Origin of the sequence: Thalassobacillus devorans MSP14 (assembly GCF_000496835.1) — a bacterium.
Taxonomy (GTDB): Bacteria; Bacillota; Bacilli; order Bacillales; family Halobacillaceae; genus Thalassobacillus; species Thalassobacillus devorans_B.
This window is the reverse complement of sequence record NZ_KI543236.1, coordinates 700,535-712,595: the sequence shown is the minus strand read 5'-3', so window position 1 is coordinate 712,595 and position 12,061 is coordinate 700,535. Positions and strand designations below refer to the sequence as shown.

11 protein-coding genes, 1 pseudogene and 1 riboswitch are annotated in these 12,061 nt (G+C 43.2%); all 12 genes and pseudogenes read right to left on the bottom strand.

All coding sequences use genetic code 11. The features are described 5' to 3' along the window. Nucleotides 1–70: 70 nt before the first annotated feature. Nucleotides 71–1,285: a cation:proton antiporter gene (locus tag P855_RS0104450; RefSeq protein WP_028782440.1), complete on the bottom strand. Its 1,215-nt coding sequence runs from the start codon at nucleotides 1,283–1,285 to the stop codon at nucleotides 71–73. 168 nt (nucleotides 1,286–1,453) lie between these two features. Next, complete coding sequence (locus P855_RS0104445) at nucleotides 1,454–2,296, bottom strand: pirin family protein (RefSeq protein WP_028782439.1); 843 nt, start codon at nucleotides 2,294–2,296, stop codon at nucleotides 1,454–1,456. Between the two features lie 164 nt (nucleotides 2,297–2,460). Beyond that, nucleotides 2,461–2,658 carry a cold-shock protein gene (locus tag P855_RS0104440; RefSeq protein ID WP_028782438.1) on the bottom strand — a complete coding sequence of 66 codons (198 nt, stop codon included), beginning with the start codon at nucleotides 2,656–2,658 and terminating at the stop codon, nucleotides 2,461–2,463. A 205-nt stretch (nucleotides 2,659–2,863) separates the two neighbouring features. Further along, complete coding sequence (locus tag P855_RS0104435; RefSeq protein ID WP_028782437.1) at nucleotides 2,864–3,064, bottom strand: hypothetical protein; 201 nt, start codon at nucleotides 3,062–3,064, stop codon at nucleotides 2,864–2,866. Between the two features lie 15 nt (nucleotides 3,065–3,079). Beyond that, entirely contained in the window at nucleotides 3,080–3,406 is a 327-nt protein-coding gene (locus tag P855_RS0104430) for a YnfA family protein (protein WP_028782436.1), read from the bottom strand. 31 nt (nucleotides 3,407–3,437) lie between these two features. Continuing rightward, nucleotides 3,438–3,620, bottom strand: coding sequence for a hypothetical protein (locus P855_RS0104425; protein ID WP_028782435.1), 183 nt, complete (start codon nucleotides 3,618–3,620; stop codon nucleotides 3,438–3,440). Between the two features lie 116 nt (nucleotides 3,621–3,736). Beyond that, on the bottom strand, nucleotides 3,737–4,372 hold the full coding sequence (locus P855_RS0104420) for a hypothetical protein (RefSeq protein ID WP_028782434.1): 636 nt from the start codon (nucleotides 4,370–4,372) through the stop codon (nucleotides 3,737–3,739). 197 nt (nucleotides 4,373–4,569) lie between these two features. Continuing rightward, a pseudogene (locus P855_RS20480) lies at nucleotides 4,570–5,486 on the bottom strand (aldo/keto reductase). Nucleotides 5,487–5,649: 163 nt separating this feature from the next. After that, entirely contained in the window at nucleotides 5,650–6,537 is an 888-nt protein-coding gene (locus P855_RS0104410; protein WP_028782433.1) for a 5'-methylthioadenosine/S-adenosylhomocysteine nucleosidase, read from the bottom strand. A 153-nt stretch (nucleotides 6,538–6,690) separates the two neighbouring features. After that, nucleotides 6,691–6,794: riboswitch (purine riboswitch) on the bottom strand. An 85-nt stretch (nucleotides 6,795–6,879) separates the two neighbouring features. After that, the gene (locus P855_RS0104400; protein WP_028782432.1) at nucleotides 6,880–9,465 is read right to left on the bottom strand and encodes a YfhO family protein; all 2,586 of its coding nucleotides are present in this window, start codon (nucleotides 9,463–9,465) and stop codon (nucleotides 6,880–6,882) included. Between the two features lie 137 nt (nucleotides 9,466–9,602). Further along, nucleotides 9,603–10,595 carry a glycosyltransferase family 2 protein gene (locus tag P855_RS20475; RefSeq protein ID WP_037985868.1) on the bottom strand — a complete coding sequence of 331 codons (993 nt, stop codon included), beginning with the start codon at nucleotides 10,593–10,595 and terminating at the stop codon, nucleotides 9,603–9,605. Between the two features lie 356 nt (nucleotides 10,596–10,951). Beyond that, a complete protein-coding gene (locus P855_RS0104390; protein ID WP_028782431.1) occupies nucleotides 10,952–11,890 on the bottom strand; it encodes a hypothetical protein in 939 nt (312 codons plus the stop codon). Nucleotides 11,891–12,061: the final 171 nt, after the last annotated feature.

The following is a 12,061-nucleotide window of genomic DNA, read 5'->3' as shown; positions in this document are numbered from 1 at the left end:
AGATCCTTTAAAAAAGTGCCAGATCTTCTGCTTCTGCTGGAGATCTGGCACTTTTTTATAGAAAGATTATTTATTTTTCCATTAATCCCAATTTGCTGATCAATGGCTTGATGGTAAGGCCCTGTACAATCAGAGAAAATACGACCACACCGAACGTGAGAATTAACACAGTGTCCCTGCCCTCAAAGGAAGAAGGTAAACTTAATGCCAGCGCGATGGACAAACTCCCTTTCAAACCACCCCAATTCATGATTACTTTCCATTTGGCTGGTATTTTACTGGATAATGATGTGCTCAAATAGAGGGACATTGTTCGGGCGATCAGGACAATCACAATCGCCCAGATGATCAGCATCCATTTACCTGTGAAATCGATGTTCTGTATTTCCAATCCGACCATCAGGAAAATCAAGCTGTTGGCAATTTCTGTTATCGTATCCATGAAGGAATTGATATTTATTTTTGTAGATTCCGTCATCCCCACCCTGGCTCCATAGCTGCCATATATCAACCCGCTCATGACCACAGCAATGACCCCTGAAAAGTGAAAATGCTCCGCGATAAAATAACTTCCAAAGTACATCAGCAGCGATATTGCAATCTCCAGCGGGTAATCATCATATAAGCGGATGACCTGGGAGGTAACAAACCCCAAAATAGCACCAACCACAGAACCTCCGATCACAAACTTCAAAAACAATAACACTCCACTTCCCAATCCTGCGACCCCCATTTCTATGTAGGATAAGAGGTAAACAGTAGAGATATTGAAAAGGACAACCGCGATTCCATCATTAAATAGCGATTCCGTCTCCATCACCGTCGACAACTCTTCCCTCACTCCCAGCGTTTTGAAAATGGAAATGACACTGATCGGGTCAGTCGCACTCATCAGCGCCGCAAATGTGAATGCCAAAACAAGGGGAAGCCCTAATAGGTAATAGACTGCTGCTCCGATAAGGATAAAGGTAGTGAATGTGCCGAGGAAAGCGATGGAAAAAGAGACCGCTTTGTATTCAAAAAAATGCTTGATTGGTATTTTCAGTGTGGCATCTGCCAGTAAAATCGGCAAAAATAACGAGACAATGATGGCATGAAATACATTCGACTGGGTAATGAAATTTTCAGCCGCTTCAAAAAAAGGGGTTTCGGTCAATCCTAAAATCAATCCTACTAATACAAGCGCTATTGAATACGGCTGTTTAATGAGTTTGGCTATCCCGATGACGAAAATGGATATTGCGAGCAGCATCAGTATTTCAATGAAAACCTCATGGAAATGCATAGTCTCCGCCCCTTAATGATGTATTCTGGTTAAGTGCTAAGATTTTTTATCCTTTGTTGCTACACCCCATTAACTTGTGTTTCCCGTGCAGGAATTATTCCAGGATAGAACAAAAGCCTCTCACCCGGCTGATGACTGAATGAGAGGCCTTATTTAATATAAATTCAATTAATTGGAGGGTCCGAATTTGCCCTGCTGGTAATCCCGATAAGCCTGGAAAATCTCTTCCTCCGAATTCATGACGAACGGGCCTCTTGCTACCACCGGCTCCCCGATTGGCTCACCAGCAACCAGAATAGCCCGCAGGCTGTTATTCGCGTGGATGGACACTTCACTGCTTGTTTCACTGGAAGTTCGGCCGAGCCAGAGCACCTGGTTCTGTTTCCCTTCGGTTTCCCCGCTCCCGAAAGTGCCGCTCCCTTCCAGAATATAGATGAAACCATTGAAGCTTCCCGGCAATTCCTGTGTTACCTTTGCTCCTGCCTCCATATTCACTTCCACATAAGTGAGCGGTACATGGTTGTCCGTATCCACCATCACATCGCCGGAGGACCCGGAGTAAATGCGGATTTCAGCTCCTTCTTCCTTACGAACCGGCATGGCTTCTGCCTTCAAGTCCTGATAACGCGGAACAGCCGACTTTTTACCGCTTGGCAGGTTTATCCATAATTGCAGGCTGTGTACCGTTTCTTCCGGGAGCGGATCTTCCGAATGGACGATGCCACTACCTGCCGTCATCAACTGTGCATCGCCAGGTTCCAATACCCCTGAGCCCCCATGGTTGTCCTCATGCTTCAATTTCCCTTCGATTACATATGTCATCGTCTCCATACCGCGGTGCGGATGGTCCGGAAACGTCCCTCGCTGGAACCAGTCTTCCGCCATCAACAGGAATGGGTCGAACTGTTCCCAGTTGCCAGGCGGCAGCACTTGTCCTACCTGCTTATGCGGACCAGTTCCTTCCTGGTATTCCACCGTCCATACGCGTTCAATTCCTCGCTCATTTGCCATTGGTGAATCACCTCCTGATTGGTCTGCTTCCATTATATTACTATCTTTCCTAAGAAATAAAACATAAAGATTAGCTTGCAATAGGCAGCTAACGAAAAACTGCCATAATTAAAGTGCAAAAAAAGAGACTTCCATGTTGGAAGTCTCTTTTAAGCTATTAACGCTTATTTTTGAACGTTAGCTGCTTGTGGTCCGCGGTTTCCTTCAACGATTTCGAAAGAAACTGTTTCGTTTTCTTCTAGAGTTTTGAAACCTTCACCTTGAATAGCAGAGAAATGAACGAATACATCGTCTTGACCTTCTACTTCAATAAATCCGAAACCTTTTTCTGCGTTGAACCATTTAACATTACCTTGTAACATAAATTGTTACCTCCTGCGTGGAACTGATCCACAATGTATTACTATTATTGCTCTAGAAATTCAAGGGAAAGTCGTAAAACTTCATCTTTCATTCTTTAAACGAACAAGAATAATTAATCCTAACTATACGCTGATTATTCCTCCCCGTCAAGCATTTATTCAATTTATTTTTAGGAGCAGCCTACTCCTTCTCAGAAGACCACTGTCAGCCGCCTGCGGTACAAGTTACGGCTGAGCTTCCGATGGACAGATTCAATTCAATAAGAAGGTCCTCTAACTTTTCGCTATCCACTGTATCCTGCATAGTTTTAGTTTGTATAGGTACCTGAAATTTTTCAAATATGGTGCGGGTGTCCGCCCAAACATTAACAACAGCTTCAGGAGACATATTGGATTGAATCACCATATTCCCACCTCCTTTTTAGTTACGTGGCGCAAATAACATGACGGAAACACCGACCAGACATATGCCAGCTCCGATCCAATCATAGAGGTCAGGCGTTTTTTTATCGATCCCCCAGCCCCACAAAACGGACAGCACGATAAAAACTCCCCCGTACGCAGCATACACTCTGCCAAACGAAGGGAAGGTCTGGAAGGTAGCGATCACACCGTATAAGGCCAATGCAAGACCTCCGCCCAACCCCCAATAAAACGGTTTACCTTCTCTCAGCCACAACCATATCAAATACCCGCCACCGAATTCAGCCAAGCCGGCAAAAAAGAATAAAACAAAAGCATGTAGCAAACGATCACTTCCCGGCTCTTTTAATAGTGGTTCATTTATCTGTATGTAACTTTCTCCACTCGAAAATTGATGCAATAAAACCAATCAACCCGCCTGCAGCAAGAATAACGGGGATAAAAACCAGCGTATTTTCGGCAAACATCCGGTAAAGGCCCCACATACATATCATCAAGTTACTGACCAGTGCAATTTTAATCCGCAGACTTTTACGCACTCCCCAAGCCTCCTTGCCTTTTTCCACTTTACCATGTTTATTACTGCTTTTGCACAGTTCTCAACAGAATCAAGCCTTTGTATTTTCACAGGTGGCTGCTTTCACTTCTTCCCCTTTTATTTGCCGAAAATTTCACTCAGTAATACTTCTTTATCCGCCCCTCTGATTACGATGCCATAAACTTCCCCTTCTTCCAATGTGGATGGTAAATTATTCGCTGTAATGATTTCATTCCCAGTTTTTATCCACTGTTTAAGCTCTTTTTTATTAAAGTTTTCGTCTGCATACGTCGTTTTCAAAATATAAACGATCGGTTTCGGGTTGACATCAATCGCGATACCATCGTAATGATCACTGACACGTTTCAGCTGCTTGTCGATTTCAGGAACGACTGAAAACCATTGCTGTTCTTTCTTCATCTTTTCCAAATTTTTGAATTCTACCTTTACCGTACCGTCTATGTAGCCCTGTTCTTCCAACTCATTTTTCATAATTTTTGTTATTTCTTCTTCCGCATCGGTTTTATCAGAGACAGCATCCGATACTTCCACTTTTACATCTGCTTCTACTGCAGGACCATAGGATATTGCTAATATCTTATAACCTTTTTTAGATAATTGTTCACTGGCATCAGAAAAATCAAGTTGCTTTCCCTTCTCTCCTTTTGCTCCTAATATCTCCGTGTAAAAAATACTTCCGCCAAGCAGAGCGACAGCTAATACTCCAAAAATCACCCAATTTCTTTTCTTCATCTATGTCTCCCCCCCCATACCAATTATAAATATTCTACCACATTATTCCAAACCAGGAATGGTTTCAACTTTATACTTATAATCGTTTTATTCATACAGGAGAAGGTCTTAGAACTAATAGATTCGGCGTTCAGCCTTCCAGAAACCCAAAAAAAGAAGTACCTGTTCCCGAACCGGGCAGGTACTTCTTCTTAATTTTATGGGAGATTATTTCCAGCTGCTCGATAGAGCCCGTACCACTCTTGACGAGTCAGTTCGATATCAGATGCCTTGGCGATATCGCGTAAACGATCGGGATTCATCGTACCGACGACCGGCTGGATGTTAGCCGGATGACGTAAAATCCACGCGATCGCAATCGCAAAATCTGTAACGCCTTTTTCTTCGGCAAGCTCCTGCAGTTTCGCGTTGACTTCCGGAAATGCGTCATTTCCGATAAATGGTCCCTCAATCATGCCGTGCTGGAATGGCGACCATGCCTGAATGGTGATGTCGTTTAATCGGCAATACTCAATAACACTTCCATCACGGACGATCGCGGGGTCATGCGCCATGTTGACATTAAATCCGGCATCGAGCATCGGTGTATGTACCAGGCTCAATTGCATTTGGTTTACAATCAAGTCATCATCCAGATACTTGTTCAACAACTCCATTTGCATGGGGTTCTGGTTACTGACACCGAAAAAACGGACTTTCCCGCTTTCCTTCAAGGCGGCAAAGGCTTCAGCAACTTCTTCAGGGTCCATCAATGCATCCGGCGATGAAGCAGTAAGCTATCGACATAGTCTGTCTTCAGCCGGCGAAGACTCGCATCCACGGATTCCAGGATATGTTCTTGAGAAAAATCAAAGAAACCATCGCGAATTCCGCATTTCGTCTGCAATTTCAATTTTTCCCCGACATCATCGTTCATCTGGATCGCATCGGCAAAAACTTCCTCTGACTTCCCTTTCCCGTATATATCGGCATGATCGAACAGATCAACTCCTGCGTCCATCGCGTTTTCAATAACATAGGCAGCATCTTTGTTACTGAGTTCACTCATGCGCATGCAGCCAAGTGAAATCTCTCCTGTTTCTAATTCACTGGTACCTAACCTGATTTTCTTCAAAAGTCATCACCTCTCCTCATCTGATGAGTCTATCCTAACACGTTGGATGACGGATAGTAATTATTTCTATTCAAAGGTTGCCAGCACAGTAAAGGCTATACCAAAAGGAGGTGCCTGATCCAGGCATGCATTACACACGAGGAATCAGGCACAGAGACTTAAATCATTCACTTTTCAGAGTCGAAATATACTTTTTCACAACTTCGTAAACATAATCCTGATTGGCTGCTGCAGTATCTGGATTATACTCGCCGCCATTGGTTTTATTATTGGATAAAATCCGGATACCAAGATAAGGTATATCATAAGCTTTGGCAATTTGCGCTCCTGCTGCTCCTTCCATCTCTTCTACGGAAGTCCCATAATTTTTGTGGAACCAGTTGATACGGTCCACCTCATTATTCCAGACATCGGCAGAACCGATCGTCCCCTCAACAACTTTTCCTTCCTCGTGTTCCTTCTTCACTGCTTTGGCGGCTGCGAGTAAATCTTTGTCTCCTTTATAATAGCGGATATTTTCCGCGTCCGGATCTTCACCCGCACTTCCTTCTGACGCCATCAGGTCCATTGGAATCCACTCTTTAGGATGAATACCTTCTCCCTCTTTGTAATGTGGAGTTTTCAGTGAACCGATGTTGACCGTTCTTTTACCTAACACGATATCAAACACATGCAAGTCAGGGTCGTGTCCGCCAGAAGTACCCTGGTTGATGATAGCGATCGGATTATATCTCTCAATGGCAACTGCGGTAGCTGCTGCCGTATTTTCCATCCCTTTCCCTGTCTTGGCAACGATGACAGGATAATCATCGACTGTACCTAAATAGAAATCAAATGTCCCTGATTTTTCTTCTTTTACATTTTTGAGCCTGTCAGCAAACTTTTCCGCTTCAATCGGCATCGGACCTTCAATGAGAATAGGTCTTTGCTTCTTTTCCGGGGCAGCTTCAGTCTTAGAAGAAGAACTACAACCTCCAAGCACCGATAGTGACAATACAGTAATAAGTGCCAGTAGAGCGAAAAACGTTGGTTTACGAAATGTTAACTTCATGCGAGCTCCTCCTTGTTGTAGTACATACCCGCTGGTCGAAGCATAAGAAAAAGGCCTGAAACAGTGTGTTTTCCACCTTCCAGACCTACGAAGCCAAAGTATGTACCATCCAGCAGGAAAAGGCAGAAATTGCCCTGACTAAAAATACCGGAAAATAACAATACTTCAACCCGTAGTCCAGTTCTTTCAATGGGAACCTGGTAGAAACGCTCCGACCATATTACCGAGCATATACGAGTGATGTGATATGAAAATGTTACTGTGTCAATATAACAAACCATATCGTTACAATCAAGAGAAAATATGAACGTTAAATAACTTTTAGTCATTATTGTTCGTTTTTTAAAGATTTGGATTGAATATGCGACGTTTAGATAACAGGATTGCCAATAAAATGCATACAGCTGTCACCAGTAGGGACAACTTGAAGAAAGGTGGATAGTACACCAGCTGAATCTTGTTGAACCCTTCCTGAGCAGGAAAACCTACAAAGGCATAGTTCACTTTTTCGATTGGCTGCGCTTCATCATTGACCTGCACCTGCCATCCTCGTTCATAAGGAATCGGCAGCATCATAAAGCGATCACCCTGCTTGTTGTCATAGCGAATCGTCAGTTTGTTACCGGACCACTCAAAGTCAGGTTCTTCCGGGGCTTCTTTCTTTTCTCTCTCTAAAAGCTGATAATCTTCTTCGTATAATGCTAAGTCCGTTAACACATAATTTCCTTTAGGCAAGCGAATTTTCAACTTGTTTGCTTTCGGTACCCGGATGACAAGATCGTCTACATATGTTTTGTAGATCGATTGGTTGTGTTTACGAGTTGTGCGGTAATCATTTACTTTGACGGCAAAACCTTTTCGCTTCGCTAAACTTTCGAGGTGAAAACTGACGTAAAAATCCCCATCCCCCGATACAGGCTCGTCCAACGTAAGATCGATCCCCCCCTCTTTTTTTGTGACTGTCAATTTCCCGTCATCATAGGTGGAGCCAACCTCTGTCAGCCTCGTTTTCTTCACGATATCAGGCACATCCTTAACCTCAGCCCCTGGTGTTTCCGCGCGAGTTGCAATGACTCCTTCCAGCATGGCATGCTCTTTTTCCAATACATTGGCATCTGCCAAGTCCCGCTCCGAAAATATAGTATCCGTTGTGCGTACGAATGGCAGCAGGTTGGTATTTTCATAGGCAATGTAGTGTTCCGTACTTGCCGCTTCGCTGAACCCATAAGGGACATTTCCGGTATCTTTCTTCTTTTTTATTACATATTTCCCCTGCAGGATACTGTACAAGTTGGCACGGTTGCTTAGCGTCGAGTAGCGGCTGACACTTTCCCTTCCCATGTCAATGTTCAAATCGTTCAAGTAAAAATAGAGCAGGTTTTCATTCAGGATGCTGGAATAGACGCTCATTCCGTTGAAATCCTGGACAATCGGTGTATTGTTCAGATACCCCACCTTCCAATCAATCCGGAAAAACGGGGAGGAATCCTGCTTTTTTATTTTTCCAAGCAGCTCACGATGCTCTTCACCGTTATATTGATCACTATGTAAGAATTGCTCCGTAACCTTATTAACCCCGGTCATTTCTGAAATGACATATTGACTTGCGTTAGAGGAAACCAGCAGATTGAAGATAGTGACTGCACATATGAAGTAGTACCATATTATTTTGGACGACCACACAAAACTTGCTGCCAGCACTAAGGTAAGGCCCATCAACAGAAAGACACACATGCCCGGCAGGGATATCCATTCCATTTTTTCATCACGAAGGAGAAAGGCGATATAGCTTACGATTACTATGGCACTAGCCAACAGCACAGCTTTCTTACTTACCCTATGCAGGTGCTGCAATCCGGCACATACAGCACCGCCAATTGTAAAAGACAAAACGTATTCCCACCTGTATTGCGGTGCAGAAAAGCCATTAAACGCACTCGCTGCCAGGGGACTGAAATGAAGCAAAATAAACAAAATACTTAGCACGCCGAATAGACGGAACATCGCATATCGGTAAAAGGAATAGGTAAAAATGAACAATATAAACAAAGCCGGCACAATGACGTACCTGCTGGTGAACAAAATATTATCCGAAAAATCAACAATCTCAATAGGAAAAGCATAGTCCGGCCGATGGTTATGAAAGAAGCTGTAGACCGCCGGAATAAACGAAACCGCACTCATTCCAGCCCCAACTAAACCAGCGATAACAAACAATTTCACCTTCCGTCTCAGACTTATCTCATTATTATCCAGACGAATCGACAAACGGGCAAGCATATACATAGTTATAAATATCAGATTGATATAAGCGAAATAAAAATTATCGAACATCGTTACAGCCACAGCAAAAATAAACCATCCCGGGCGTGCTTCCCGGATGATTTTTTCCACACCGTATACTAGCAGCGGCACCCATAACATCGCATCGGCGAAAAATTCCCAATACGTCGCATGCCGAAAATAGATGACCGATAACCCATAGACAGCCGCCCCAAGAAAGGCCGGAAGCCAGCGGCCACTTATATACCGGAAGACCAACGTCGTTATATAAAGAATCACCATCAACCGGGTGACACTGATGAACACAGCAGCCTTTGCCCAATAAACGACATCCACTGTTCCAACCACACCCATTAATTCCAATATATAAGTAACCCCAGCTGCTATCAGGAAAACAATGGAAGTAGAAAAGTAAAAAGCCAACTGACTGTATATACCGCCACCTAATCCAAACTGGTAGGCGTAAAAAAAGTTACCGCTTGTATACTGTTCGTAAAGCAGTTTTTTAAACGTGACCATCTGCTGCAGCCCATCATTATGGCCGACCATAAAACGCCCCTCGGTCCATGCATACAAGAAAAATGCATGGGCAAGTACAGCAAGTATCAGACAGGCGGCAAACAAAAGTAAGAGCTTCCTGTTCATATGAAATCCTCATTTACTTTTTTTAATTATCCCAGCCGCAAAGAAAGTGACTGGCACGGTAAGAAGGGCGCCGGATACAGATGCCTTTGCATGATCCAGCTGTTCCTATTCGCAAACAGGCACAGCTGTGTAAGGAACTATTGATCCCCACTGTGGTAGATCTTATAAACTCCTATCTGTTCCCCATCCTTACTTTTTCCTCTTTTAATATTAGATTCCTCTACGAGGTAATGTGGGCGCTGTTTCGTTTCGTAATAAATCCGCCCAATATATTCACCGATGACCCCAAGACTTAACAGCTGGATACCACCAAGCAGCAGCACTGCCGAAATCGTCGTAAAATATCCGCGTTCCACGACGCCATTATTCATAATCATAATTAAATGAACCATGATATAAACCACCGACAGCAGCAAAATAAAAATACCGGTATAAAAACAAATCCGAAGCGGCCGATTATTGAAAGAAATCGCACCGTCGATCCCATAATTCATCAGGGTCGAAAACTTCCATTTCGACTTGCCATTCTCCCGGCAGACATTATCATAATGGATGATCTTCTGGCTCAAGCCGATCCAGGAAAACAATCCTTTGGAAAAGCGGCTGCCCTCATTAAGTTTCAACAATCCGTCAACTGCCTTTCGGCTCAACAGGCGGAAATCACCGACGCCATCCTGCAGGTCGACTTCGACGAACTTATTGATCATGCGATAATAAAGGGAAGAGATACAGGACCTGAGCCAGCCGTCCCCTTTCCGATTGCGACGGCCGACCACCTGGTGATAACCCTCTTCATACCCTTCGATAAAAGGTTTGATCAAGGAACAAGGATGCTGAAGATCCGCATCCATAATAATCACCGCTTCCCCATCTGCATGCTGCAGGCCGGCGAGGAGCGCTACTTCTTTCCCGAAATTACGGGTGAATGAAATATATCTCACATTCGCGTTCGATTCCGCCAGTTTTTTGATGCGGGCAAGCGTATCATCCTTACTTCCATCATTCACATAAAGAAGCTCGTAATGGTAAGGAAGCCCCTCAAACTCTTTGTCTACCGCTTTATAAATAAGATCGATATTATCGGATTCATTATAAGAAGGAATAATAATTGAAATAAGTCCAGCTGTCATACTTACACCTACTTTTAAGTCTATCTGCATATTGCTACAACTAGCTTCAGCAGAAAACCCCTTTCTTATACAGATGTACTGAGTTTTGGTTAAGTCAGAACGTGATGGCATTAAGGCGGAAGTTTGGCGGGTTAGGGAAGAAGTTGACTGTGTGAAGTCAGAAGGTTACAACGTTATGGAAGAACATAGTCGAGATTGACAGAGTTTGAGCACATTCCATGAAATTATATAACAGAAATTTAAAAAACATGTTTCACAGGTGAAGAGCATAGGAATATCCTTTTTTATGAAAACCAAGTGGTATTCCAACTAAACACAAAAACAGCCTTTCACTTAAGGAAGCGAAAGGCTGTTCGTTATACAGGCTGCTCTGCTGGTTGCTTATCCATGCCCGCGTTCTCGATGCTATGTTCAAGTTTTTCCAGCTCTTCTTCGCTATAAATAGGATCGCATTCCTCCAGACGCTTCACCAGGAATTTGGTAAGTGCGTCCTGTTCATCGAACACATATGGGATGCTGGCTGCTGAATAATTAATTAGCTGATTGCCATGGTGGTCCACATAAAGAATCGGGGTGATGGTGTTAGGCATGGTATGTTTTTCAACGATGGGCTGGAGATGGTCTACCCCGTCCATGACTCTTCTGGCTGGATTTTCAACTCCGATCACCTTCAGATTAGTCTGATCCGCTCGGCTTTTATCAAAAACAATGGTCTTTTCTATTTCCTTTTCTTCCGCAGGAAACAGATCGTTAAGCAGGAATGAAAAATCTTGCACCTTCTCTTTGGTAATCCCATAAAGCACGTTTCCATGGAATTCTTTCGTATCAATCAGGTAAACTCCTGTTTTCAGCAAAACGATATGCCCGACCTTGACGGCAGATATCCCCCCGTCTGTTTTAGAAGGTAAGAATACTTTCGGAAGAATCCTCATCTCGGAAGGCTTAAGTACACCATCGGACACCAGCTTCTCCTTTAAACTTCTAAGTATGTGAAAGGTCTTTATCTCGCTTGTTGTCTTAGAGATCTTTTCCATGTCCTTGACATAGGCTTTAAAATCGTCGACTTTCTTTTCGTAGTCTTTCTTTACCTGCTCCCTTTGTTCCTCTTCCTTCTGTTTATATTCATTTTCGACTTTATCAAGCGTCGACACAGCTTCCATTTCAAGTTCTCTCAGCATCTTTTTGTTGGCTTTTTTATTTCTGAACAGGAAAAACATCAGGCCAAAGACAACTAATAATAAACCAATAATGACGACACCTAATACATAGTAATTCAGAAAATCATTGATATCCATAAAACCATTTCCTCCATGTAGTTTTTTTATAGGATTCGAAAAAATTTCGACCGGTAAGGTAGCCGATATAAAATTGGTTAATATTACTTAGATTTTTTAGATATTGGATGAAGAAAAAAGGGAGCGGAATCGCCCCCTCTTTACTATATCTATAGTTACATCTCACAAACG

Bases quoted from the DNA above. Each gene is read 5' to 3' on its own strand.
- P855_RS0104435 (WP_028782437.1), bottom strand. From the start codon at position 3,064: ATGGTGATTCAATCCAATATGTCTCCTGAAGCTGTTGTTAATGTTTGG.
- P855_RS0104420 (WP_028782434.1), bottom strand. From the start codon at position 4,372: ATGAAGAAAAGAAATTGGGTGATTTTTGGAGTATTAGCTGTCGCTCTG.
- P855_RS0104400 (WP_028782432.1), bottom strand. From the start codon at position 9,465: ATGAACAGGAAGCTCTTACTTTTGTTTGCCGCCTGTCTGATACTTGCT.
- P855_RS0104450 (WP_028782440.1), bottom strand. From the start codon at position 1,285: ATGCATTTCCATGAGGTTTTCATTGAAATACTGATGCTGCTCGCAATA.
- P855_RS0104445 (WP_028782439.1), bottom strand. From the start codon at position 2,296: ATGGCAAATGAGCGAGGAATTGAACGCGTATGGACGGTGGAATACCAG.
- P855_RS20475 (WP_037985868.1), bottom strand. From the start codon at position 10,595: ATGACAGCTGGACTTATTTCAATTATTATTCCTTCTTATAATGAATCC.
- P855_RS0104390 (WP_028782431.1), bottom strand. From the start codon at position 11,890: ATGGATATCAATGATTTTCTGAATTACTATGTATTAGGTGTCGTCATT.
- P855_RS0104440 (WP_028782438.1), bottom strand. From the start codon at position 2,658: ATGTTACAAGGTAATGTTAAATGGTTCAACGCAGAAAAAGGTTTCGGA.
- P855_RS0104410 (WP_028782433.1), bottom strand. From the start codon at position 6,537: ATGAAGTTAACATTTCGTAAACCAACGTTTTTCGCTCTACTGGCACTT.